27 protein-coding genes are annotated in these 23883 nt (G+C 69.3%); 15 read left to right on the top strand and 12 right to left on the bottom strand.

The genetic code is table 11. The annotated features are described in order from the left end of the window. Nucleotides 1-2: 2 nt before the first annotated feature. From ACFVWD_RS07925 to ACFVWD_RS07880, 10 genes are all read right to left on the bottom strand, one after another. The gene (locus ACFVWD_RS07925) at nucleotides 3-782 is read right to left on the bottom strand and encodes an ABC transporter permease (protein ID WP_389594461.1); all 780 of its coding nucleotides are present in this window, start codon (nucleotides 780-782) and stop codon (nucleotides 3-5) included. Next, complete coding sequence (locus ACFVWD_RS07920; protein WP_389594460.1) at nucleotides 779-1552, bottom strand: ABC transporter permease; 774 nt, start codon at nucleotides 1550-1552, stop codon at nucleotides 779-781. The genes ACFVWD_RS07925 and ACFVWD_RS07920 overlap by 4 nt, the downstream gene beginning before the upstream one ends. Beyond that, entirely contained in the window at nucleotides 1549-2520 is a 972-nt protein-coding gene (locus tag ACFVWD_RS07915) for an ABC transporter substrate-binding protein (protein WP_389594459.1), read from the bottom strand. The genes ACFVWD_RS07920 and ACFVWD_RS07915 overlap by 4 nt, the downstream gene beginning before the upstream one ends. A gap of 175 nt (nucleotides 2521-2695) precedes the next feature. Further along, nucleotides 2696-3631: a PDR/VanB family oxidoreductase gene (locus ACFVWD_RS07910; RefSeq protein ID WP_389594458.1), complete on the bottom strand. Its 936-nt coding sequence runs from the start codon at nucleotides 3629-3631 to the stop codon at nucleotides 2696-2698. After that, the gene (locus ACFVWD_RS07905; RefSeq protein WP_389594457.1) at nucleotides 3628-3819 is read right to left on the bottom strand and encodes a hypothetical protein; all 192 of its coding nucleotides are present in this window, start codon (nucleotides 3817-3819) and stop codon (nucleotides 3628-3630) included. Before ACFVWD_RS07905 ends, ACFVWD_RS07910 begins: the two co-directional genes overlap by 4 nt. Beyond that, entirely contained in the window at nucleotides 3816-4880 is a 1065-nt protein-coding gene (locus tag ACFVWD_RS07900) for a Rieske 2Fe-2S domain-containing protein (RefSeq protein ID WP_389594456.1), read from the bottom strand. Before ACFVWD_RS07900 ends, ACFVWD_RS07905 begins: the two co-directional genes overlap by 4 nt. A gap of 167 nt (nucleotides 4881-5047) precedes the next feature. Beyond that, entirely contained in the window at nucleotides 5048-5320 is a 273-nt protein-coding gene (locus ACFVWD_RS07895) for a hypothetical protein (RefSeq protein ID WP_389594455.1), read from the bottom strand. A gap of 50 nt (nucleotides 5321-5370) precedes the next feature. Next, nucleotides 5371-5811: a hypothetical protein gene (locus tag ACFVWD_RS07890; protein WP_389594454.1), complete on the bottom strand. Its 441-nt coding sequence runs from the start codon at nucleotides 5809-5811 to the stop codon at nucleotides 5371-5373. Beyond that, a complete protein-coding gene (locus tag ACFVWD_RS07885) occupies nucleotides 5808-6809 on the bottom strand; it encodes a metallophosphoesterase family protein (RefSeq protein ID WP_389594453.1) in 1002 nt (333 codons plus the stop codon). Before ACFVWD_RS07885 ends, ACFVWD_RS07890 begins: the two co-directional genes overlap by 4 nt. Next, nucleotides 6806-7102, bottom strand: coding sequence for a plastocyanin/azurin family copper-binding protein (locus ACFVWD_RS07880; RefSeq protein ID WP_168513593.1), 297 nt, complete (start codon nucleotides 7100-7102; stop codon nucleotides 6806-6808). Before ACFVWD_RS07880 ends, ACFVWD_RS07885 begins: the two co-directional genes overlap by 4 nt. 619 nt (nucleotides 7103-7721) lie before the next feature. On the opposite strand from ACFVWD_RS07880, the gene ACFVWD_RS07875 reads away from it, so the two are divergent. From ACFVWD_RS07875 to ACFVWD_RS07805, 15 genes are all read left to right on the top strand, one after another. Next, on the top strand, nucleotides 7722-8324 hold the full coding sequence (locus ACFVWD_RS07875) for a sigma-70 family RNA polymerase sigma factor (protein WP_389594452.1): 603 nt from the start codon (nucleotides 7722-7724) through the stop codon (nucleotides 8322-8324). A 25-nt stretch (nucleotides 8325-8349) separates the two neighbouring features. Further along, the gene (locus ACFVWD_RS07870; RefSeq protein ID WP_389594451.1) at nucleotides 8350-9129 is read left to right on the top strand and encodes an anti-sigma factor family protein; all 780 of its coding nucleotides are present in this window, start codon (nucleotides 8350-8352) and stop codon (nucleotides 9127-9129) included. Between the two features lie 535 nt (nucleotides 9130-9664). Further along, nucleotides 9665-10099: an ATP-binding protein gene (locus ACFVWD_RS07865; protein ID WP_389594450.1), complete on the top strand. Its 435-nt coding sequence runs from the start codon at nucleotides 9665-9667 to the stop codon at nucleotides 10097-10099. Then, a complete protein-coding gene (locus ACFVWD_RS07860) occupies nucleotides 10096-10296 on the top strand; it encodes a hypothetical protein (protein ID WP_389594449.1) in 201 nt (66 codons plus the stop codon). Before ACFVWD_RS07865 ends, ACFVWD_RS07860 begins: the two co-directional genes overlap by 4 nt. Nucleotides 10297-10298: 2 nt before the next feature. Continuing rightward, nucleotides 10299-10715 (top strand): hypothetical protein, encoded by a 417-nt coding sequence (locus ACFVWD_RS07855; RefSeq protein ID WP_389594448.1) that lies wholly within the window; start codon nucleotides 10299-10301, stop codon nucleotides 10713-10715. Between the two features lie 721 nt (nucleotides 10716-11436). Then, nucleotides 11437-12336 (top strand): TauD/TfdA dioxygenase family protein, encoded by a 900-nt coding sequence (locus tag ACFVWD_RS07850; RefSeq protein ID WP_389594447.1) that lies wholly within the window; start codon nucleotides 11437-11439, stop codon nucleotides 12334-12336. Further along, entirely contained in the window at nucleotides 12333-13223 is an 891-nt protein-coding gene (locus tag ACFVWD_RS07845; protein WP_389594446.1) for an ABC transporter permease, read from the top strand. The genes ACFVWD_RS07850 and ACFVWD_RS07845 overlap by 4 nt, the downstream gene beginning before the upstream one ends. Further along, nucleotides 13220-13960, top strand: coding sequence for an ABC transporter ATP-binding protein (locus ACFVWD_RS07840; protein ID WP_389594445.1), 741 nt, complete (start codon nucleotides 13220-13222; stop codon nucleotides 13958-13960). The genes ACFVWD_RS07845 and ACFVWD_RS07840 overlap by 4 nt, the downstream gene beginning before the upstream one ends. An 86-nt stretch (nucleotides 13961-14046) precedes the next feature. Next, complete coding sequence (locus ACFVWD_RS07835; protein WP_389594444.1) at nucleotides 14047-15099, top strand: aliphatic sulfonate ABC transporter substrate-binding protein; 1053 nt, start codon at nucleotides 14047-14049, stop codon at nucleotides 15097-15099. Nucleotides 15100-15132: 33 nt separating this feature from the next. Next, nucleotides 15133-16488 (top strand): LLM class flavin-dependent oxidoreductase, encoded by a 1356-nt coding sequence (locus ACFVWD_RS07830; RefSeq protein ID WP_389594443.1) that lies wholly within the window; start codon nucleotides 15133-15135, stop codon nucleotides 16486-16488. Further along, the gene (locus tag ACFVWD_RS07825; protein ID WP_385367726.1) at nucleotides 16481-17227 is read left to right on the top strand and encodes an ABC transporter ATP-binding protein; all 747 of its coding nucleotides are present in this window, start codon (nucleotides 16481-16483) and stop codon (nucleotides 17225-17227) included. The genes ACFVWD_RS07830 and ACFVWD_RS07825 overlap by 8 nt, the downstream gene beginning before the upstream one ends. Beyond that, nucleotides 17224-18042, top strand: a complete 819-nt coding sequence (locus tag ACFVWD_RS07820; RefSeq protein WP_389594442.1) for an ABC transporter permease — start codon at nucleotides 17224-17226, stop codon at nucleotides 18040-18042. Before ACFVWD_RS07825 ends, ACFVWD_RS07820 begins: the two co-directional genes overlap by 4 nt. 79 nt (nucleotides 18043-18121) lie before the next feature. Further along, on the top strand, nucleotides 18122-18550 hold the full coding sequence (locus ACFVWD_RS07815) for a hypothetical protein (RefSeq protein WP_389594441.1): 429 nt from the start codon (nucleotides 18122-18124) through the stop codon (nucleotides 18548-18550). Nucleotides 18551-18815: 265 nt separating this feature from the next. Further along, a complete protein-coding gene (locus tag ACFVWD_RS07810) occupies nucleotides 18816-20867 on the top strand; it encodes a phosphocholine-specific phospholipase C (protein WP_389594440.1) in 2052 nt (683 codons plus the stop codon). A 52-nt stretch (nucleotides 20868-20919) separates the two neighbouring features. Continuing rightward, nucleotides 20920-21765: a phospholipid scramblase-related protein gene (locus ACFVWD_RS07805; protein WP_385367709.1), complete on the top strand. Its 846-nt coding sequence runs from the start codon at nucleotides 20920-20922 to the stop codon at nucleotides 21763-21765. Between the two features lie 85 nt (nucleotides 21766-21850). On the opposite strand, the gene ACFVWD_RS07800 is transcribed toward ACFVWD_RS07805, so the two are convergent. Together ACFVWD_RS07800 and ACFVWD_RS07795 are read right to left on the bottom strand one after the other, a co-directional pair. After that, the gene (locus ACFVWD_RS07800) at nucleotides 21851-22804 is read right to left on the bottom strand and encodes a DMT family transporter (RefSeq protein ID WP_389594439.1); all 954 of its coding nucleotides are present in this window, start codon (nucleotides 22802-22804) and stop codon (nucleotides 21851-21853) included. Then, nucleotides 22801-23697, bottom strand: a complete 897-nt coding sequence (locus ACFVWD_RS07795; protein ID WP_389594438.1) for a phosphatase PAP2 family protein — start codon at nucleotides 23695-23697, stop codon at nucleotides 22801-22803. The genes ACFVWD_RS07800 and ACFVWD_RS07795 overlap by 4 nt, the downstream gene beginning before the upstream one ends. Between the last annotated feature and the right edge of the window lie 186 nt (nucleotides 23698-23883).

Raw genomic sequence — 23883 nt, 5'->3', positions numbered from 1 at the left:
CTTCACGGGGACCGCCGGGACACCGCGCGCAGACCGTGGTACCAGCCGAGCACCCGGCGCTCGACCAGTTGGAAGACGACCGAGAGAAGGAAACCGAGCAGGCCCAGGACGAGGATCCCGGTCCACATGTCGGGGATCGCGAAGCTCCGCTGGAACTGGACGATGGTGAAGCCGAGGCCGTTGCTGGCCGCGAACATCTCGCTGATGACCATCAGGATGATCCCGATGGACAGGGCCTGGCGCAGACCCGCGAAGATCTGCGGGCTCGCCGCACGCAGGACCACGCTGCGCAGCCGGGCCATGCCGGTGATGCCGTACGAACGTGCCGTCTCCGCCATCACCGAGTCGACCGCCCGAACGCCCTCGACCGTGTTGAGCAGGATCGGCCAGACACAGCCGCTCGCGATCACGGCGATCTTCATCGTGTCGCCGATACCGGCGAACAGCATGATGACGGGGACCAGGACGGGAGGCGGAACCGCGCGCAGGAATTCGAGGACCGGCTCGCACGCGGCCCGCACCCGCCGGTACGAGCCGATGACCGTGCCCAGCGCCACGCCCACGACGGCCGCCGCCGCGTAACCGGCGAGCAGACGCAGCACGCTGGGCACGAGGTCGGAGCGCAGCCGCTCGCTCGTCCAGACGTCCGGGAAGGTCCTGAGGATGGTGCGCAGCGGCGGCCAGTACACGTTCGTACTGCCGTCGGACGCCAGCCACCAGAGCGCGACGAGCAGCGTGGGCAGCGCGACGACGAAGAGCAGCCGCAGCAGGAAGGACCTCACACCATCACCTCCCCGCGCACCGACTGGTGCCAGGCCAGCGCCCGGCGCTCCACCGTACGGGCGCCCACGTTGATGAACAGCCCGAGCAGACCGGTGACCACCACCAGCGCGTACATGTCGGGGACCGCCTGCGAGGACTCGGCGACCGCGATCCGCGCGCCCAACCCCGGTGCTCCGATGACGAGTTCGGCGGTCACGGCGAGGATGAGGGCGACCGCGGCGGCGAGCCGGACGCCCGTCATGACGTACGGGAGGGCCGTGGGCCACAGGACGTACCGGACGCGTGCCCACGGGCCGAGACCGTACGAGCGGGCCGTCTCCTCGGCGACCGGGTCGACGTCCTGGACGCCGTACAGGACCTGGACGAGGACCTGCCAGAACGAGGCGTACACGACGAGGAGGAGGACGGAGCGCAGTTCGGTGCCGTAGAGCAGCACGGCGAGGGGGATCAGGGCGACGGAGGGGATCGGGCGCAGGAACTCGATGGTCGAGGCGGTGGCCTCGCGCAGATACGGCACGACCGAGACGAGCAGCCCCACGACGACACCCGCGCCGACCGCGATCGCCAGGCCCAGCGCCCAGCCGGTCAGGGTGTCGCCGAGCGCCGTCCAGAAGGCGTGGTCGGTGACCTCCTGGCCGAGCGCGTCGGCGATGCGGCTGGTCGGCGGAAAGTACGCCTCCTTGACGAGACCGAGCCGCGGCACCGCCTCGCCCAGCGCGAGGAAGGCCGCGAGCCCGGCTGCGCCCAGGGCGGCGTTCGTACCCCTCACGGCAGCAGCTTGTCGAGGTCGGGCGTCGACTTGAACAGCCCGTCCTGCTCGCCCAGTTTCTCCAGTGCCTCGATCGAGGCGCGGTTCGGATCGGCCGGCCACTTCGGGAGGGTGACCTGGGCCAGTGTCGCCGCCGGGATCTTCGTGTACGTGGTGACGGCCTGGCGGACCTCGTCCGGGTGGGCGTCGGCGTAGGCGAGGGACTCCGCGGTCGCCTCCTGGAACTTCTTCACCACGTCGGGGTTCTTCTGCTCGTACCGCGTCGAGGTGAAGTACATCGCCACGGTGAGGTCCTTGGCGACGTCGACCAGGGACGAGGCGATCTCCGTGGCGCCCTGGCTCTTGACGGTGGCGAGCGCCGGCTCGACCACCATCGCGGCGTCGATCTGACCGCTGTCGAGGGCGGCGGGCATCTGGTCGAAGGCCAGCTCGACGAACTTCACCTTGGACGGGTCACCGCCCGCCTTGCGCACCGACTCGCGCACCGCCGTCTCGTTGATGTTCTTCAGCGTGTTGACCGCGACCTTCTTCCCCTCCAGTTCCTTCGCGGACGTGATCGGGCTGCCCTTCTTCACGGTGATGGCGCCGAAGTCCTTGCCCGCCACGCCCGTCGAGGCGACGCCGTTGACGACGGCCTTCACGGGCACGTTCTGGCTCTGCGCGATCATCAGCGAGGTCATGTTGCTGAACCCGAACTGGAACTGGCCGCTGACCACTCCCGGCACGATCGCCGCGCCGCCCTGCGCGGTCGTCATGGACAGCTTCAGGCCGCGCTTGCTGAAGAAGCCCTTCTGCTGGCCCAGGTAGAGAGGCGCGACATCGACGATGGGGATGACCCCGATCTTGACCGTGGTGGTACCGCCGGACGACGCGTTCTTGTCCGAGGCGCCACCGCCGCCGGACGAACCGCAGGCCGACGCGGCGACCAGAAAGGATCCGACCGCGAGACCGGCGAGCAGACGACGCATGGCTCCTCCTGTGCAGACGACATTGTTCCGACAGGCTGTGCGCGCACCGCAATGGGTGCTCAGCGGGAAGGTAGAGCCCTCGTACGGCGGGGTCAATGGCTTTGGCTAACAATATTGTTGACAGTTGATGCCGGGTGGGGGCCCGCGCCGAGGCGGGCCTCCAGAACCCCGCGGCTCACAAGTCCAGCACGAGCCGCTTCCCGAGGCACCGGGAGACGCAGATGAGCATGGTCTCGCCCGCCTCCCGCTCCTCGTCCGTGAGTACCGAGTCCCGGTGGTCCGGGGTCCCTTCCAGGACGTCCGTCTCGCAGGTCCCGCAGGTGCCCTCGGTGCAGGAGAAGAGCACCTCGACGCCCGCGCCGCGCACGGTGTCGAGCACGGAGGCACCCGCGGGGACGGTCAGCGTACGCCCGCTGCGTGCGAGCTCCACCTCGAACTCACTGTCCCCGCCCGTCTCCTGAACCTTCGGGCGGAAACGCTCGACGCGCAGCAGCCCGGCGGGGCAGCGCGCCTCCACCGCGTCCAGCAGCGGGCCGGGACCGCAGCAGTAGACGAGCGTGCCCTCGGGGACCCCGGTCAGGACGGAGTCGAGGTCCAGCAGTCCGCACTCGTCCTGCGGGGCGACCGTCACCCGATCCCCGTACCGCTCCAACTCCCCGGTGAACGCCATGGAGTCGCGTGTCCGCCCGCCGTACAGCAGCGTCCACTCGGCGCCCGCCGCCTCCGCCGCGGCGAGCATCGGCAGGATCGGGGTGATGCCGATGCCGCCCGCGACGAAGCGGTAGCGGGCGGCGGGCGCGAGAGCGAAGTGGTTGCGCGGGCCGCGGACCCGGACCTTGTCGCCCGAGCCCAACTGCTCGTGCACATACGAGGATCCGCCGCGCCCGTCCGGTTCCCGCAGCACCGCGATCCGCCACGCCCGACCGTCCGCGGGATCCCCGCACAGCGAGTACTGCCGCTCAAGGCCGACCCCGAGCACAACGTCGATGTGGGCGCCGGGCTCCCAGGCGGGGAGTTCCTCACCACGAGGATGGCGCAGGGTGAGGGAGAGCACGCCATCGGCAACGAACTCTCCGCTGTCCACGACGAGTTCGACTTCGTAGGAGCTCATGATCCAAGCCCCCGTGACTCTTGCGGCCGATGTCCTTCGGGGTGGCCGAGCATCCACTCCCACATCTCGATCGGGTCCTGGGCGCTGTGCTCGGCACCGCAGTGACAGGTGCCGTGCAGCACATCGGTGCCCGGGATCCAGTCGATGCGGTAGATCTCGCGGGTCACGAAGCGGGGAGGCGTGGTCACAGGACCTTCTCCATCGGCTTGTCGCCCTCCTCGACCAGGCGGGCGAGGATGCGGCGGGCCGCGAGACCGCCGGTGTCGATGTTGATGCTCAGCTCCTGGTAGCCCGTCCGCTCGGTGCCGAGCGTCTTCTGCAGCAGGTTGAGCGCGTCCACGTCCTGCATCACCACGGTGTGGTTGAAGTCCCGCAGGAACGTGGTGACTTCCTCGTCCTCCTTCGCGAAGTCCCGGGAGACCGCCCAGAAGTCGTAGACACGGCCGTCGCTCGACGGAGTGATCGCGTAGGTGATCTCGGTGTGGAAGCCGTTCGGGTCGCTGCCGTCCGCCTCGGGCAGCACCCCGACCGGGGCGATCCGGCTGTGCAGCAGATACAGGCACGGCGCGTGGTACTCGATGTCCTGCCAGCGGGTGATCCGGCCCTCGATGCCGGTCGAACGGGCGTAGAACGGCGGACACTCGGCGTCGTCCATGTGCCGGCTGACCCGCACGATGCCCGCGCCCTCGTCGACCTCGGTGGTGATCGGCGTCTCGGCGACCTCGGGCGTGCCGATGTAACCGCCGTGCAGATACGTCTCGTGCGAGAGGTCGAGCAGATTGTCGACCAGCAGCCCGTAGTCGGCGTCGATGGGCTCCATGCCGCAGACGGTGGTCCAGTCCGGCGAGTCCATGTGCCGGGCGCGGGGGACGGACCCCGGGTCGGCGAGTGCCGGGTCGCCGATCCAGACCCAGACGAACGAGTCCTGCTCGACGACGGGGTACGAGGCGACCCGGGCCGTGCGCGGTATGCGTTTTTGCCCCGGCACGTACACACAGCTGCCGGTCGTGTCGTACGTGAACCCGTGGTACCCGCACACGATCCGGTCGCCGTCGAGCCGGCTCTCCGAGAGCGGGAAGCGGCGGTGCACACAGCGGTCCGCCAGGGCGACGGCCGTCCCGTCGTCCTCGGTTCGGTAGAAGACGAGCGGTTCGCCGAGGATCGTCCGCCCGAGCAACTCCCGCCCGATCTCGTGCGAGTAGGCGGCGACGTACCACTGGTTCCTGGCGAAGGCGGTCATGTGAGGCATGGCGTTCCCGTCCCTGTCGGCGGGGCGCCGTCGCCCCGCGTGCCGTGGTTGGGAACAGGGTCGTGATGTGCGCGGTGGCTCGGCAAGGCGGCTTCTGTCAGGCGGAAGGGCTTCCGTGAAATGGCTGTTCAGGGAGTTGCTCCTAGGAAGCCGTTCGGTTGTTCCGGTCAGCTCGGTCGGTGGGGGAGCAGGGTGGCCCTCAGGTCGTTCTCGGTGATTTGGTCGGCGGGGCGGTGGAGTGTCCAGCGGTGGGCCTCGCTGTCCATCGGCACCACGGCGACGACGGTTTCCAGCGGTGGGCAGCCGGGTTCGCTGCAGGTGAGTTGGCGGATTATGACGGCGGTGTCGTTGTCCAGGCCGAGCAGGGCGCGCACGGCATCCTTCAGTTCGCGGAGGTGTGGGCTCGGCCCGGCGGTTCCTGGGCGCGGTTCCAGGTGCATGGGGATACTCCTTGGTCCTGGGCCATCCCGAGTGGCTTGGCCGCGGTGGTTCAGTTGGTGGCCCGCTCCCGGATGGGTGTCCTGACGGGTGTTCGGGCGGCGCGGTGTTGTCTTGTCACGGTCATCTGCCAGATCGAGAGGAGCAGCAGCGTGCCGGTTTCGGTGAGGAGGCTGAGGAGGGCTTGCGGGGCAGGCTGCAGGCCGTGTTCGGTGAATCCGAAGACGCCCACGGTGCGTGAGGCGGCGAAGCCGGCGAGGGCGCCGAGCGTGACACCGGCTGCGGCGGCCCTCAGAAGCAGGGGTGGTGTCCCCAACAGCAGCAGGGCGGCGAGGGCGAAGGAGGCGCTGGCCTGGAGCAGGAACAGCGGACCGATGATGTGGATGAAGCGGTACTCGTCGACGTAGAGCTGGGCGTGTATGTAGCCGCCGGCGGCGAGGGTGGCGGCGCTCGCCGATCGCAGGGTGGGGGCGAGGAGTCTTCGGGTGTTCATGCCAGCCTCTGATCCTTGACGGCCAGTTCGCGGTCGCCCTGGCGGTAGCCGACGGTGCGGATGCCGAGTGCGTCCTTGAGCTGCCGGGCGGGGACGACCTGCGGAGTGGGGGCGGGGCCACGGCCCGGTTTGGGCAGGGGGTAGGCGGTGGTGGTGGCGGAGTGGAAGGTGATGTTGCCGTCTGTCTTGGTGAACAGCTGGTGGACGTGCCCGTTGAGACAGGTGACGGAGGAGAAGCGGCGCAGGAGGGCGATGACCTTGAGGGCGTCATCGGTGCTCCAGCCCCACCGCGGGTACATGGCGAACAGCGGGATGTGGCTGAAGACCACGATGGGAGTGTCCGACGACAGTCCGGCGATGTCCTTGCGGACGAAGTCGATCTGGTCGTTGCCGAGATGGCCGAGCTTCTCGAGGCTCAGGGTGTTGACCAGGGCGATGAAGTGCACACCGTGGGTGTCGAAGCTGTACCAGCCATCGCCGAGCGTGCCCATGCCGAAGGTCTTCCGGTAGGCGCGGCCCGCATCGCCGATGGAGTCGTGCTCGCCCGGTACGGTGAAGACACGGTCTGTCTGCATACCGGTCAGCATCTGCTTGACCTGGTCGAACTGGCCGGCCGTGGACAGGTGGGTCAGGTCGCCGCTGTGCATGACGAAGTCGGGTCTGAATCCGAGCGAGTTGACCTGGTTGATCGCCTCGGTGAATGAGCCGACCACGTCCGTGTTCGCCGGGCCATGGAACCCGATATGGCTGTCGGAGACCTGCACGAACCGCAGCGAGCTGTTCGCCGCTGCGGTGGCGCCGGCGGCGGCCATGGACTTGGTCTCCCGGGAGTCGGCGATGTGGCTGATCACCTCTCCACTGGCCACGGTCAGTACCACGGCGCCGCCGAACCACCCCGCGTGGCGGATGAGTTGGCGCCGGGACATACCGTGCTCCGTGGCGGGCTGCTCGGTATCGCCGGCCGGTGCACTGTCGTGACTGTCGTAGTAGCCGGTCATCGGGTCACCTCCACGGTGGCGGTCATGAACGGATGGATGGTGCAGAGGTAGGAGTAGGTGCCGGGCTTGGTGAACGTGTAGCTGTAGGTTGCGTGGGTGTTCAGGGCTGCCGACTGCAACGGGCCGCCCGATCCCGTGCTGGTGACCGTGTGGGCGTCGGTGTCCTGATTGGTCCAGGTCACCGTCGTGCCCACTTTGACCTTGAGTGTGGCCGGGGCGAATGCGAAGTTCTTGATCGCCACGGCGTCCCCGGCCACCGGCGCGGCAGCCGCGCCCGTGCTCGGGGGGCTCATGGGCATGCTCATGCTGGGCATCGGCGAGGTGCCGGGAGCGGAGCCCGCCGTGTTCCCCGGTCCGGCGGCACCGGACATCCCTGCTATCTGGTGCTGACCTGGACCGGGCCTGATGGCACCGGCTCCGGTGGACGAGGGATGCGACGACTGGCCGCATGCGCTGAGGAGCCCCAACGCGCAGGCGGTGGCGACGGCCAGCCCGGCCGCGGCGCGTGATCGCCGACTTGGTTTACGAAAGTTCAGGTGCATGGTGTTCGTTCCTCGCTGATCAGGCAGAGACGGGGGAATGTGCCGGCTGAGCGCACGCAACCGCAGTGATGTGTGGTGGATGCCGCGTCACGGCCGCGTGCCCTTGACGGATGGAGGAGGAGTGCCGCGTAAATCGGCTCTTGTCCGGTTCCACGGGCGGCGGGGGCGCACGGTTCGGTGGATATGTACTTTTTATGATGCTTCTTGGTGATCTTCGTAGATCGGCAGGCCCTGGGTGCTCCGCTCGCGTGGTCTCGGTGGTGCCGTCGGGCCCGGCAGAGGCGGTGCCGCCCAAAGCGTTCACGGAGTGTCACCGGCACCACGCCATGCGTTACACGACAAAGCAATACATATGCGCGATGATCGACTTATGCCCTGGAGTTCTCGAAAACGTGATCAAAGGACCGATCCGGATGACTCCGCGCACCGTGTCTCTGGTAAAGGGACCCTTTCGACCGCAGACGAGGAACTGTTGCGGACTCTGTACGCGGAGCACGCAGGCCCCCTGTTCCACTACGTGCTGCGACTGACCTCAGGAGACTGGCAATGGGCGGAGGATGTCGTGCAGGAGACGCTGCTGCGAGCGTGGCAGCATCCCGCCGCGTTCGACCCGGCACGCGGCCCGGCCCGGGCATGGCTGTGTACCGTGGCCCGGCGCCTGGTCATCGATGCCCACCGGGCCCGGAAGGCCAGACCGGCCGAGGCCGGCGGCGAGGCGCTGGAGCGAGTCGCCGAGCAGGCACCGGGCGAGGACGAGATCGAGCAGGCACTGCAGAGCTGGGCGGTGGCCGATGCCATCCGGACGCTGTCCCCGGACCATCGCGCGGTCCTGCTGGAGACCTACTACCGGGGCCGGACCATGGCGGAGGCCGCCCGGGTGCTGGGCGTCCCGCTGGGCACCGTGAAGTCGCGGACGTACTACGCCCTGCACGCCCTGCGGCTGGCGCTGCTGGAACGGGGCATCGAGCCATGACCGTGGCATGCAGGAGGTGGCGACCATGAGCGCGGAGCACGACGTCCTCAGGCAGGTGCTGGGAGGATACGTCCTGGGCACGCTGCCCCCGGCGGAGATGGAACAAGCGCGCGCCCACCTCGCGGAATGCGCCGAGTGCCGGGCGGAACACGCCCAACTGGCGGGACTGCCCGCGCTGCTGGCGACGGTGACCGCAGCCGAAGCCGCGGGCCAGACGGTGCCGGCGGCCGGTGATGACCTGGTCGACCGGCTGGTGGCGCGGGCGGCCGAGAGCGCTCAGGGCTCCTCGCCTGCACGGCCCGCCGTGCCTGCGGTGCCGCAGGCGGGTGTGCTGGAGAGGCTGCTCCAGCAGGCCGCGGCCCGGCGCCGCAGGACCTGGCGTCTGCAACTGGCCGGCGCCGCCGCCTCCCTGACGTTCATCGCGGCAGCGATCGGCGGCACATGGCTGGCGGCTGTCGGATCGGTGGGCAGTCTGGCGACACAGCCGGGGCCGACCGCGCCGACTGCCTGGCGTACCTTCTCCGGAAGCGATCCCGCCACCGGCGTAACCGCCTCGGTGAAGGTCTCACCCTCTGCCTGGGGCAGTGTCCTGCAGGTCTCCGCCAAGGGGGCGCCCGCCGGAATCACCTGCCGGCTGCAGGCGGTCGGGCCCGGCGGAGCCAGGGCGGACGGCGCCACCTGGCGGGCAGGCGAGTACCCTCCCGGCACCACGATCCCAGGGGCGGTCGCCATGTCTCCGGGAGCCATCGAGCACTTCGAGATCGTCGCAGGCGACGGTCAGAAGCTGGTCACGATGCAGGCGTGAGGGGCCGAGAGCCCGGTCATCGAGGAGGCCAGTGCTCGTGGCATCGGCCGCGAAGGCGAGCCCGTGGGCGCTGTCGTCGACCGACGCCACCATGCCGTACGGCTCCGGGATCGGCGAGATCGAGAGCGTCCGGCAAGGGCGCCCGGCGGATGCCCGCGGTGGCCCCGAAGGCCGACATCGGCCTCTATGGTCAGGGACTGATGCCTCGCCGTCGGCTCCCGCGAAACGGGCCGGTCCTCAGCCGCACTTGATGCGTGAGTGCGCCGACAGGGCGTGCACGCCCCCTCCGGGTGGCCGGTGACGGCGCCCTGAGGCTCACAAGGGCCTGGCCGAGGCGAGTGAGCTCAGCCCGGCCATCGGCGTTGACCTGACCCACAAGAAGTTGGGCAAAAGGCGCGAATGACTCGAACCGTTCGCCACGCGCCGCCGTGGAACTGAATGAGCGCTCCCATGCAGGATCCGGCATACCGACCGTCCCTCGAAGTCGTCGGCGGTCCCCCACTTTCCGGTCTCCGTACATCCACAGAAAACCCAGATGGCCATGTTTGTCACCGATTCCCCCCGCCCGAGCTCGCCGCTCACCCGGCACTGCAGCCGGCAGGCGCTGCTCACCCTGCCCGCGCAGGAGGCGCACGTCTCCGCCGTTCGTCACTTCGCGGCCGATCTGCTGGATACCTGGAGTGTTCCCACGAGCGAACGGGACTCCGCCGTTCTCATCGTTGACGAACTCGCCGCCAACGCCGCCCAGTACGGACGCGAGCGCATGACCCTGGTGCTCGTCCTCGACCACGGCACTTTGCACATAGTGGTCAGTGACTCCGGAACGGCCGTGGAGCACCTTCGCCCCGACATCGCCCCGGACGAACACGGCCGCGGCACCGGCATCGTCCAGTACCTCGCGCAGTCGACCGAGGTCCACCAGACGCGCAGCGGACGCGAAGTCCGCGCCTGCCTGAGGTGCTCGGCATGACCGGCCCCGGATCGCCCGATGGCCCCACCGCTCGGGCCTTCGCGACCCACAGGCCGTGCCCCGTCGACGGCTGCCTGGGCCCGGCGCAGGTGCTCGTGCCCTCCCCGGCAAACCTGTCGGCCCTCGACCACGGCGACCCCGGCCAGGACACGGTGCTCTGCAAACGCTGCGGCCTCGACGTACCGGCGGAGGTGTGAGCATGCGGGTCACCCCGAATACCGCCGAGGTCATCGACGCGCCGCCTTCGCACCAGGCGTACGCCGACGCCCCCGACCTGCGCCGCGAGATGCGCCAGGTGCTCGCCCTCGGGGCCGAACGCGACGGCCGTCAAGTCCGGCCCCTCTCCGGCCCGCCGGTCGATGCGACGGCTGCCGAACGGGCCTGGCTGCTGCGTAGGGCTGCTCTTATGGACCGGATGGCCCTGGACGACCCCGGCCCCGGCCCGGTCGGCGCCGCCGCACAAACCGCCGAAGAACTCGTGCTGTACGACCGACGTCATCCCGGCCTGGTGGCCGGCCCGCACCACCCCGACATGATCTCGCTCGACCCCAGCCGCCGCCCCTACGTCCGCCAGGAGTACGCCGCATGGACGGCCGCCGGGCGCCCCGGCACCTGAACCCACCCCGACCCCGACCCCGAATAGATGCCGCTACACATCACGCCGGTCCGCCCCGACCACCCCACCGTTCGAACTGACGGGTCCCGGAAGGCGCCACGGCGTCGTTCTGAAGGGGCGGAGAAGTTCCACGTTTCCGCAATGTGAGACCTGTCCGGAACCTATTGACCGAGGGGGTGGACGTCTGCTCAACTCACGTTCCATGACCCCGCGCGTGGATTTGACTCGGAGGCGCCACATCGACCTGGCGCACGTCTCCAGCGCGTTCTGTTGCCGTTGATCCGGAGAGCGTGTCGCTGAGCCGGAAAGCGCGTCGCTGATCCACAAAGCGGCCCCTGCAGCGATCGATGTGCGCCGAAGGCGTACCTCCGGGTGGGACGGTGCGAAGCCGCCGCCACATCGGTGCCTCCTCGAGGGACCGCGGTACGCACCGCGTGACCGTCCCCTTCTCCTGATCCTCTCTCCGCCGCTCCTCTCCCGCTGGGGAGAAGTACGTGCGACACAGCTCCAGATCGACGGTTGACGTGCCGTCAGTCAGCGGTCGCGCGACCTCCATCACACGAGCATGACCTTCATCCGGCACTCCTCATGCAGTCGTCGGTCCCTCGCGTGACGCCCAGACCGAGTACTGGCTTCGCGGTCGTTCACCCCTGCCCATCACCCGTTCACTCCGACTCTCAGCACGCGGCAGTGCTCCCGAATTCCTTGAGAGGGACCTCCCATGTCTCTGTCCATCCGCAAGCTCACGGGCCGCATCGGCGCGCTCGTCGAGGGCGTCGACTTCGCGGCGCGCCCCGAGCCCTCGACGATCACGACACTCCGTCATGCCATCGACGAGCACAAGGCGATCGTGTTCGACAACGTGAACCTCGACAACGCCGGTCAGGAGCGTGTGGCCGGGTGGTTCGGCGACCTGACAACCGCCCACCCGAACGTGCCGCCCACCGACGGTACGACGAACGTGCTCGCCGTAGACAGCGAGACGTCCAAGGCGAACGAATGGCACACGGACGTCACCTTCTTGGTCAACCCACCGCAGCTCACCACGCTCCGGTCGATCGTGACGACGCCGTACGGCGGCGAGACGCTCGTCGCGAACGCGGCCGCGGCCTACCTCGACCTGCCCGAGCCGCTCCGCGCTCTTGCGGACTCACTGCGCGTCGTGCACACCAACCAGTACGACTACGCGCGCCCTCAGGCCACGACGGCACAGTGGGAGGAGTACGACCGGGTCTTCGTCTCCACGCCGTACGAGACAGAGCACGCTCTCGTGCGGGTGCATCCGCTGACGGGCGAACGCGGCCTGTTCATCGGCGGGTTCGCCAAGCGGATCGTCGGCCTGTCGAGCAGTGAGTCGGCCGATCTGCTGCGCATCTTCCAGTCGTACGTGACCCGTCCGGAGAACATCCTGCGCTGGACCTGGTCCCCCGACCAGCTGCTGATCTTCGACAACCGGATCACCCAGCACTACGGGGTGGACAACTACGACGGCCACCCGCGACGCCTCAACCGGGTGACGGTCGCTGGAGACGTGCCGGTGGGCGTCGACGGACGCCGCAGCGAGCCGCTCGTCGGTGACGCCTTGCACTACAGCAAAGTGCTGGAGGTGGCTGCCCGATGACCGAGATCAGCCTCGAGAGGCCGGCTGTCGGCTCGGCGGCTGTCGAGACGACGAGTGCGCCGGGGCGCGAGGTCTTCCTGCCGCGCGACGCCCGCCGCCAGACCTCGCTCCGCGCACTCCGCGAGCGCCTGCGCTGGCCGCTGGGGATCTACACGACTCCGGTCGTGATCCTCATCGCCTGGGAGATCCTGGCCAGGGCCGGAGTGCTGAAGAAGACCTACGCTCCGGCACCGACCTCCATCGTCAAGTCCGCCGTCGATCTGTGGCAACAGGGCGTCCTCGGGCCGGACTTGGCCATCTCGCTGCAACGGGCCGGCATCGGTCTCGCGATCGGTCTGACGGTGGGCATCGTCAGCGGGGTGCTCGGCGGGCTGCTGCGCAGCGGCGAGTATCTGTTCAACGGGGTCGTGCAGATCCTGAACACGATCCCGCTGCTGGCGGTGCTGCCGCTGATGATCGTGTGGTTCGGCATCGACGAGCTCACGAAGGTGCTGCTGATCTCGTTCGGTGCGGGCGTCCCGATGTATCTCAACCTGTTCGCCGCGATCCGGGGTGTCGACCAGCGGTTGATCGAGATGACGCGGACGACGGGCGCCGGCACCTGGCGCCTCGTGACGCGGGTGCTGGTGCCCGGAGCCCTGCCGGGGTTCCTGGTCGGTCTCCGCTTCTCCCTCGCCTACAGCGTCCTGGGTCTCGTGGCCGCCGAGACGGTCAACGCCGACAAGGGTCTCGGCTTCCTCATCACCCAGGGGCAGACCTACCTGCAGACCGGCCAGGTCTTCGTGGGGCTGGTGATCTACTCGCTCCTCGGTCTGCTCGCCGACCAGTTCGTCCGGGTTCTCGAGCGGGTGCTGCTGCGGTGGCGCCCCAGTTATGAGGCGGCATGAGCACCACAGTTGCTACGCAAAGCGCACAGCCCCGCCGACAGGCCGGCGCCGTCGTCGAGAGCGTCGTCCGCCGGTTCGGGGACCGAGTCGTCCTCGACCACCTGGACCTCACCATCGCCGACGAGGAACTGGTGGTCCTGCTGGGCCCCTCCGGCTGCGGCAAGAGCACCCTCCTCAGGTTGCTGGCCGGTCTTGACCGGCCCGACGGCGGGCGGGTGGAGGTTCCGGCGAAGCGCGCGATCGTGTTCCAGGCCGACCGTCTGCTGCCGTGGCAGCGGGTGCTGCGCAACGTCACCCTCGGCCTGCACGGACCGGACGCCGACCAGCGGGCCCTCGACGTGCTCGCAGAGGTCGGACTCTCGGGCCGTGAGAAGGCGTGGCCCAAGGAGCTCTCCGGCGGCGAGGCCCAGCGGGTGTCGCTGGCACGGGCGCTGGTCTCGGAGCCCGAACTCGTGCTGCTCGACGAACCGTTCGGGGCGCTCGACGCGATCACGCGGCTGCGCATGCACGACCTGGTGCGAGCGCTGCGGAGCAAGCACCACGCGGCCATGCTGCTCGTCACCCACGACGTCGACGAGGCGATCGCGCTGGCCGACCGCGTCGTCGTCATGAGCAACGGACGCATCGGCACCTCTCACCTCGTCGAGCTGTCGGCCGCGGACCGCGAGGGGAGCATCGCGCGAGAGGAGCTGCGCTCCGCGCTCCTGTACGACCTCGGTCTGGCCAACCAGCACTGACTTCCCCCACCCCGCCCACTGACCTCCTCCACCCCGCCCACTGACTTCTCCCACCACACCACAGCACAGAAAGCACGTGAGAACCCATGTCCAGAAGGTCCTCCCGAATCGTCGCCGCCGTCGGTCTGCTCGCCCTGGCGGGCACCCTCGTCGCCTGCGGATCGGAGTCGGAGACGGCAGCACCGCTGAGCGACGCGAGCGGATCGGGCGCCGGCAGCCATGCCGAGTGGAAGAAGTACACCTTCACCATCGGTGACAACGGCGGTGACGGCAGCCAGGAGCTGGCGAAGATCACCGGCGTGTTCGACAACGCGCCCTACAAGGTGAAGTTCGCCCGCTTCACCTACGGCCCGCCGCTCGTACAGGCGGCCGCGTCGGGCGACATCGACCTGGGCAGCGTCGGCGACGTACCGCCGATCACCGGCGCAGCGAAGGAGTACGGCTTCAAGGTCGTCGCCGTCAATCGTTCCCTCAGGCCCACCCAGGCGAACGAGAACATCATCGTTCCGAAGGGCTCGACGCTGAAGACGCTCGCGGACCTCAAGGGCAAGAAGATCGCTGTGCCGCAGGGCAGTTCGGCGCACGGTCTGGCGCTGAACGCGCTCAAGAGCGTGGGCCTCACCCCCAACGACGTGAAGCTGGCCTTCCTCGACCCGGCGGCCGGCGCCACGGCGTTCAACACCGGCAAGGTGGACGCCTGGGCGATCTGGAACCCGCAGTCGGCGATCGCGGTCAAGAACGGTGCGCGGATCCTGGCGAAGGGTCTCCCGCCGATCGACCAGACAAGCAGTTACTACGTCGCGAGTGCGAGTTCGCTGAACGACAAGACGAAGCGGGCGGCTCTCACCGACGTCCTGCAGCGGCTGGCCCACGAGTTCGCATGGGCGATCAAGCACGAGGACAAGTACGCCGAGGCGATCTCCAAGGAGGAGGGCATACCCCTGGACGATGCCAAGGCGTCCCTGACGGCCTTCGAGACCCGGGTGACCCCGGTGGAGAAGTCGGACATCGCAGCGGAGCAGAAGCTCGCCGACGCCTTCCTGGAGGCGGGCCAGATCACCAAGAAGGTCGACGTCTCGTCGATCACCGACAACCTCCTGCCGGTCGGCTACGACAGCTCGAAGCTGTCGGTCGGCTGAGCCCGGGCACCACGAACGGACTGGAGAGCAGTCGTGAGCGATCAGACAGGACGCCGGCTCCACCTCAACGCCTTCCTCATGGAGGCGGGCCACCACGAGGCTGCCTGGCGGCTCCCGCACAGCGACCCGCGGGCGGACTTCGACCTGCGGCACTGGATCGAACTGGCCCAGCTGGCGGAGAGCGCCAAGTTCGACTCGCTGTTCCTCGCGGACGGCCCGGCGATCACCGGCACGGGCGAGTTCCGGCCGCCGGGCCAGCTCGAGCCCCTCACCCTGCTGACCGCGCTGTCGCAGGCGACCAGCAGGATCGGACTCATCGCGACCGTGTCGTCCACGTACAACGAGCCCTACAACCTCGCCCGTCGCCTCGCGTCGGTCGACCATGTCAGCGGTGGTCGCGCCGGCTGGAACATCGTCACCTCGGCGGGCGCCGACGAGGCGGCCAACTTCGGCCTCGTCAACCGTCCCGACCACGCCGAACGCTACGCTCGGGCCGACGAGTTCCTGCACATCGCCAAGGCGCTGTGGGACAGCTGGGAGTCCGAGGCCGTCGTCGCCGACAAGGCCACGGGGCGCTACGCCGACCCCGCCCGGCTCCACACGCTCGACCACCGGGGCACGCACTTCTCGGTGGCCGGCCCGCTCAACGTCGAGCGCCCGCCCCAGGGTTACCCCCTGCTCGTGCAGGCCGGCTCCTCCGAGGACGGCAAGGACTTCGCGGCACGCCACGCCGAGGCGATCTTCACCGCCCACCAGACGTACGAGCGTGCGGCCGGCTTCTACGCCGACATCAAGGCCAGGACCAGGGCCGCGGGGCGTGACCCGGACGGCGTGATCGTGCTGCCGGGCATCGTCCCGTACATCGGGTCGACGGAGTCGCAGGCCCGGGCGCTGGCCAAGCGGTTCGACGACCTGCGCGTCCCGGAGTACGGACTGCGTCAGCTGGCCGCGGTCTTCGAAACCGAGCCGTCGGTGTTCGAACTCGATGAGCCACTGCCGGACTTCATCCTCGCGAGACCGAAGCTGGAGGGCACGCAGAGCCGATCCGACCTGATCATCGAGCTCGCCGTACGCGAGAAGCTGACGGTCCGCCAGATCATCTCGCGGCTCGGCGGCGGCCGCGGCCACTTCGAGTTCATCGGCACGCCCGAACAGGTGGCGGACACGATGATCACCTGGTTCGAGGGTGGTGCCGCCGACGGGTTCAACATCATGGCGCCGGCCCTGCCGTCGGGCCTGGAGAGCTTCATCGAGCACGTTCTGCCGATCCTTCGCGGCAAGGGCCTGTTCCGTGAGGAGTACGAAGGCACGACCCTTCGCGAACACTACGGGCTGCCGGTGCCGGCCAACCAGTTCCACCCGGAAGAGCCCCATGCATCCGGTGACTGACAGCAAGCCGCCGGCTCTGCTCGTCCAAGGGCTCAGCAAGACGTACGGGGACGGCTTCACCGCGGTCGCCGCTTTGGACCTGGAGATCCCCGACGGCGCTTTCTTCGGGCTGCTCGGCCCCAACGGCGCGGGGAAGACCACGCTGATCGGCTCGGTCTGCAACATCGTCCGTCCCACCACCGGCACGCTCACCGTCTTCGGTCACGACCACCGAAGCCGTGCGGCCCGACGGCTGCTGGGCCTGGCCGAGCAGGAGATCAACGTCGACCGGTTCCTGTCGATCCGGCAGATCCTGATCTACCACGCCGGGTACCACGGCATCGGCCGAAAGGCGGCCGTCCGGCGTGCGGACGAGCTGCTAGAGGTGTTCCGCCTCGGCAGCAAGGCCACCGCACGCGCCTATGAGCTGTCCGGGGGTATGCAGCGGCGTCTCGTTCTCGCACGGGCGCTCATGCACCGTCCCCGCCTGCTCATCCTCGACGAGCCGACCGCCGGTGTCGACGTCGAGCTGCGCGCGGAGATCTGGAGGCTTGTCAAGGGCCTCAATGCGGCGGGCACCACCGTCCTGCTGACGACGCACTACCTCGAGGAGGCGGAGACGTTGTGCGACGAGATAGCGCTGCTGCGCGCGGGCCGGATCATCGACCGCGGCTCCGCGGCCTTGCTGCGGGACCGCTACGAGGCCCGGGACATCTCCGAGGTCTACGACCGGGTGATCACCGGGGAGGAGGTGGCGTGACGAGCAGCACCGACGCCCCGCCGGCTCTCCCGTCGTACGACGAGCCCTTCCATCCCGAACGGTCGCCGTTCCTGTGGCTCTTGGAGCGCGAGGTCCTGCGGTTCCTGACCATCTGGCGCTACAGCGTCGTCGGTCCGGTGCTGTCGACCGTTCTGTTCGTCGTCGTCTTCGGGTCGGCTCTCGGACGGCACGTCGACACGATCGACGGCGTCTCCTACGGCAGGTTCATCGTGCCTGGTCTCTTCGCCCAGGCGATCGTCAACGTCGGCTTCTTCAACGGGACGACCAGCCTGTTCGAGGCCCGGCGCGACCGGTACATCCACGACGTGTTCGCCAGCCCGCTGCGCTGGTGGGAGATCAACGCGGCACTGGTGAGCGGTGGTGTCGCCCGAGGCGCCTTCGTAGGTGGGGGAGTGCTGGCGGTGGCTCTCCCGCTCACCGGCGGCGGGAGCGTCGCCCGCCCCCTCGTCCTGCTGTTCGGCACGCTCGGTGTGCTGCTGGTCGCCGCACAGGTGGGCGTGATCGCGGGCAGCCTCGCCAGGTCGCTCGACCACGTCTACTCCATGGAGTCGATCGTTCTGCTGCCGCTGGGCTTCCTCGGCGGCGTCTTCTACTCGGTCCGGCAGCTGCCCCCGGTCTGGGGCGTTCTGAGCCACCTCGACCCGGTCTTCTGGCTGGTCCAGGTCGAGCGGATCGGCTTCCTCGGCCGGGGCGACGTCGGCGCGGGATGGGCCCTTCTCGTGGTCTGGGCCCTCGCCGCCGCGCTCTCGGCGTGGTCCGCCGCGATGTTCGCCACCGGCCGCCTCAAGCCCTGATCCCCGCCCCGGGAAGGAACGCATGCCATGACGAGCACCGATTCCGAACAGACCCTGTCCACGGAACCGGATCTCCCTGGTGGAGCCCGCCCACCCCTGCTGGACCGGCGACCGCGTCCGCGCCCTCGACCTGCGCGTCCACCAGGCCTACCGGCTCGACCTCGACTCGGCCTGGTCCCGGCTCTGGCTCGTCCTGTCCGCCGACACCCGCACCGAACTGCGCACCGCGCGGGAGGCCTATGACGACGCCGTCGGTCTCACCGCCTGGAGCCTGCCGTACCTGCTGGCCGCCGTCTGGTGGTGGCCGTCCGCCCTGATCGCGCTGGGCCTGGCGATGGTCGGAGTGCGCCGGGGCAGGGCGGCGATGGACGCCTTCGCCGAGCTGGTCGAGTCCGCGGTGGACCTCCACGGCCGCGACCTGGCCCTCGCGCTGGGCGTGGACTGCCCGGGCAGGCTGGACCGGGAAACCGGCCTGGAGATCACCGCCCTGCTGTGCAAGGGAGCCTGAAGCCGACAAGGGTGCCTGAAGCCGTGACGCGGTGCTGTCTTGGACCGCGAGGGTGCCTGAATCCGTGACCCGGGCCGCCCTGCTCCGCAAGGGCGCCTGAGACCGCGCATCGGCGCGGAAAGCACGCACGCTGGTGTTCGCGTCGCAGACCCCTGTGCGTCACACCACCGCCACGGGGTCTTCCCCGACATTCGTTCCTCTTGGAACACTCCCCCCGCGCAGGTCCCATCCACAGCACCACGTCAGGACAAGAGGTCACCCAGTCATGCCTCAAGTGAACCGACGCCGCTTCCTCCAACTCGCCGGTGGCACCGCGGCGTTCACCGCGCTGTCGAACAGCGTCGAGCGCGCCGCCGCGCTGCCCGCGCACCACGGGAACGGCACGATCGACGACGTCGAGCACATCGTCGTGCTGATGCAGGAGAACCGGTCCTTCGACCACTACTTCGGCTCGCTCAGAGGCGTCCGCGGTTTCGGTGACCCTCGCCCGTCCACGCTGCCCAGCGGCAAGTCGGTCTGGCACCAGTCGGACGGCACCAAGGAGGTGCTGCCCTTCCGGCCCACCGCCGACAACCTGGGCCTGCAGTTCATCCAGGACCTCCCGCACGGCTGGAGCGACGGGCACACCGCGTTCAACGCGGGCAAGTACGACAAGTGGGTGCCCGCCAAGTCGTCGACGACGATGGCGTACCTGACGCGCGAGGACATACCGTTCCACTACGCGCTCGCCGACGCGTTCACCATCTGCGACGCGTACCACTGTTCGTTCATCGGCTCCACCGACCCGAACCGCTACTACATGTGGACGGGCTACACGGGCAACGACGGCAAGGGTGGCGGCCCGGTCCTCGGCAACGACGAGGTGGGCTACGACTGGACGACGTACCCGGAGCGACTGGAGGCGGCCGGGGTCTCCTGGAAGATCTACCAGGACGTCGGTGACGGCCTCGACGCGAACGGCTCCTGGGGCTGGATCCCGGACGCCTACCGCGGCAACTACGGCGACAACTCGCTGCTCTACTTCAACCAGTACCGCAATGCAAAGCCCGGCGATCCGCTCTACGACAAGGCTCGCACCGGCACCGACGCCCGCAAGGGCGAGGGCTTCTTCGACCAGCTGAAGGCCGACGTCAAGGGCAAGAAGCTGCCCAAGATCTCCTGGATCGTCGCACCCGAGGCGTTCACCGAGCACCCCAACTGGCCCGCGAACTACGGGGCCTGGTACATCGCTCAGGTCCTTGACGCGCTGACCTCCGACCCCGAGGTGTGGGCGAAGACGGCCCTGTTCATCACCTACGACGAGAACGACGGCTTCTTCGACCACCTCGTGCCGCCGTTCGCGCCGCAGTCGGCCGCGCAGGGCAAGTCCACGGTCGACGTCGGCCCGGACCTCTACAAGGGCGACGCGAGCCGTGCCGCCGGACCGTACGGACTCGGCCAGCGGGTGCCGATGCTTGTCGTCTCGCCCTGGAGCAAGGGCGGTTTCGTCTGCTCCGAGACCCTCGACCACACCTCGATCATCCGGTTCATGGAGCGCCGCTTCGGCGTGCACGAGCCCAACATCTCGCCCTGGCGGCGCGCGATCAGCGGCGACCTCACCGCCGCCTTCGACTTCTCGTGCAAGGACACCAAGCCGGTCGCGCTGCCGGACACCGACGGCTACCAGCCGCCGGACCACGACCGGCACCCCGACTATGTGCCGACACCGCCCGCGAACCCCGTCCTGCCCCGGCAGGAGCGCGGCTCGCGCCCGGCCCGCCCGCTCAAGTACGCGCCCCTCGTGGACGGTTCGGCGGACGCGGCGGCCGGGAAGTTCACGCTCACCTTCGGTTCGGGTGCCAAGGCCGGCGCCGCCTTCTTCATCACCTCGGGCAACCGCACCGACGGCCCCTGGACGTACACGACCGAGGCCGGCAAGACCGTCTCGGACACCTGGAACTCGGCGTACTCCGGCGGCTCGTACGACCTGACGGTGCACGGCCCCAACGGCTTCCTGCGCGTCTTCAAGGGCCCCGGCAAGACCGCGGGACCCGAGGTCACCGCGCGCCACGTCGACGGGAACGTGGAACTGACCTTCACCAACAAGGGGTCCGGCACGGCCGAGCTCAAGCTCACCAACGGCTACGGAGGGCGGCCGAGTTCGTTCAAGGTGCGGGCGGGCGCGACCGTGCGGCACACGGTGGACCTGCGGGCGAGTCGGCGCTGGTACGACCTGACCGTCGTGTCCACGGTGGACGCGGGGTTCTTGCGGCGGTTCGCAGGACATGTCGAGAACGGCCACGCGGGTGTGAGCGACCCGGCGATCGTCACCGTCTGATGGATATCTCGCCTCTGGTCAAATTCCGGCCAACTCACGGTAGTGTGCCCCGGTGACCACGCATTCGAACACACCTGCAGGTTGGTATCCCGATCCGCACGGGGCGCCCCAGACGTTGCGTTACTGGGACGGCTCGCAGTGGACCGAGCACACCAACGCGGACCAGGCGGCCCCGGCGGGGCCGACGGTTCCGCAGCAGGCCCAGCAGCCGTACGGACAGCCGTCGGCCGGTCCCGACCCTCGCGTGCAGAAGCAGGTGCAGCAGCAGGCGGGTGTCGCGGGTGGTGGTGCCGGCGGTGGCACCCTGTTCACCGAGCCGGTCCTGGTGGTGAACCAGAAGGCCAAGCTGATCGAGCTGACCAACGAGTACAAGGTCATGGATCAGCAGGGCAACCTGCTCGGCGCGGTCGTCGAGGTCGGCCAGAGCGGTCTGAAGAAGGCGCTCCGCTTCGTCTCCAGCCTCGACCAGTACATGACGCACAAGCTGGAGATCCGTGACGCCTACGGGCAGCCGGTGCTGCGGCTCACGCGTCCCGCGAAGTTCATCAAGTCGCGGGTGGTCGTGGAGCGTCCGGACGGGCAGCCCGTCGGCGAGATCGTGCAGCAGAACATGATCGGGAAGATCAACTTCGCGATCAACGTCAACGGTCAGCAGGTCGGCGCGATCAAGGCGGAGAACTGGCGCGCCTGGAACTTCGCCATCGTCGACCACACGGACAACGAGGTCGCCCGGATCACCAAGACCTGGGAAGGCCTCGCCAAGACGATGTTCACCACGGCGGACAACTACGTCCTCCAGATCCACTACCAGCTTCCCGAGCCCCTGCTGAGCCTCGTCGTCGCGACGGCGCTCACCGTCGACACGGCGCTCAAGCAGGACGCCCGCGGGCTGGGCTGAACCGGCGCCCTACAACACGGGTGGCCGCGGAAATCTCCGCGCCCACCCTTCTTGTCGTGCGTTTCCCCGGAGCCCTCCAGGAGTCCTACAGGGGCGTCAGCTGACCCGAGTCGGACTGCTTCGGCAGCAACGAGGGTTCGTACGCCGCCGATCCTGGCTCCAACGCCAGTACCGCGGCGACGGGGTGCTCGTCCGTGGCGCCCCCCAGAGGTTCGGGCAGCTCCGGCACCGAGCGGGACAGCGTCACCACACCCCACGCCGCCACGCCCGCGCCCATGGCCGCCAGCAGCAGGCCGGCCGGGCCGCCCTGCAACTGCTCCCCGAGCAGGAAGAGGCCTATCGCCCCGGCGGCGACCGGGTTGGCGAGCGTCACGACGGCGAGCGGGGCGCCGAGACCACCCCGGTAGGCGGTCTGCGACAGGAGCAGTCCGCCCGCCGCGAAGGCGGCGACGAGCAGGGCCACCACGATCACCTGGGCGCTGAGCAGCGGGCCGGAGCGGTCCGTCACGGCCACGGTCACCGTCTGCGTGAGCGCGGAGGCGACACCCGAGGCGAACCCGGAGGCGGTCGCGTGCCGCAGCCCCGGCCGGGCGCCGGGCCGCGACAGGATGCCGATCAGGGCGGCCGTCGTGGCGGCCACGCCCAGCGCCTGCGGCACGCTGAGCACATCGTCGGGCGCGGGCCCGGACGCCGTGACCAGCAGCGCGGACAGTCCGATCAGGGTGAGCGCGGTACCGCGCCACTCGACCGCGCTGACCCGCCGTCCGGCGACCCGTGCGCCGAGCGGCACCGCGGCCACCAGCGTGAGCGCGCCGAGCGGCTGTACCAGCGTGAGCGTGCCGTACTTCAGCGCGGCGACGTGCAGCAGCGCGGCGGAGGCGTTCAGTACGACGGTCCACCACCAGGCCCCGCTGCCCAGCAGCCGCAGCATGCCCGAGTCGGTCGTCCGGGAGGCCAGCCGCTCCTGGGCCACGGCCGCGGCGGCGTACGCCACGGCCGAGAAGAGCGAGAGGACCACGGCGGCGAGTGTGGCGTTCATCGTCTTGCCCCCACGAGCTCCGGTACGGATTCCTTTTCGCCAGCACCGCCGGCCCCGCCGGAATTCCCGGCTTCTGCGTCGGCTTCCTCGGACGCTTCGGCGGCGACAAGGCCGTGCGCCTCGGTCGCCCCGGCCCCGCGCGGCAGACGGATCACGGCCAGCGCGATGCCGAGCAGCGCGGTCGCCACGATCGCGTCGAGCCAGTAGTGGTTCGCCGTACCGACGATCACCAGCAGGGTGAGCAGCGGATGCAGCAGCCACAGCCAGCGCAGGCGGGAGCGGGTCGCGGCGATCAGGCCGATCGCCACCATCAGGGCCCAGCCGAAGTGGAGCGAGGGCATCGCCGCGAACTGGTTCGCCATCTCGTCGGTCGCCGGGTGCGCCCCGTACACGGTGGGCCCGTACACCTGTCCGGTGTCCACCAGGCCCGCGGTGGCCAGCAGTCGGGGCGGGGCGAGCGGGAAGGTGAGGTGCAGCGCCAGGGCGGCGGCGGTGACCGCGGCCAGGACCCGGCGGGCCCACACGTAGTGGACCGGGCGCCGCAGGTACATCCAGACCAGGAAGGCCACGGTGGCCGGGAAGTGCACGGTCGCGTAGTAGGTGTTCGCGAGGTGCACCAGGGTGTCGCTGTGCAGCAGCGCGCCCTGTACAGAGCCTTCGCCCGGCAGGTGGAGCGTCCGCTCCCAGTCCCACACGCGGTTCGCGTTGCGGAAGGCCTCGGCGGTGTGGCCGTCGGCCAGTTGCCTGCCGACCTTGTAGACGACGAAGAGCCCTACGACGAGCAGGAGCTCACGTACGAGAGGTGGCCGTGCCGCGGTGCTGTGCGGCGACGGCCGCCGTATCGCCGCGGCCGGCTCTGGTTCTGCTTCCGCAGGCTCGGTTCGGGATTCCATCCCCCGGCCCCTTTGCTGACGGTGTTGCTTGGGGTGGTGCGCGGTGAGCCCAGGACAGAATCCACTCGATCACTCGAGATTCACTCGACAGCGGAGTGGGTCCTGTCCAAGACTCATCGATACGGAAGTGTACCGATACGAAGGTGTACCGATACGCCACTGTACCGATACGGACGCGTACCGGTA

The sequence above is a fragment of the Streptomyces sp. NPDC058086 genome (assembly GCF_042885015.1).
In the GTDB taxonomy this organism is placed as follows: Bacteria; Actinomycetota; Actinomycetes; order Streptomycetales; family Streptomycetaceae; genus Streptomyces.
The sequence above is the reverse complement of the archived record's forward strand: the minus strand, read 5'-3'. Positions and strand labels throughout refer to the sequence as shown.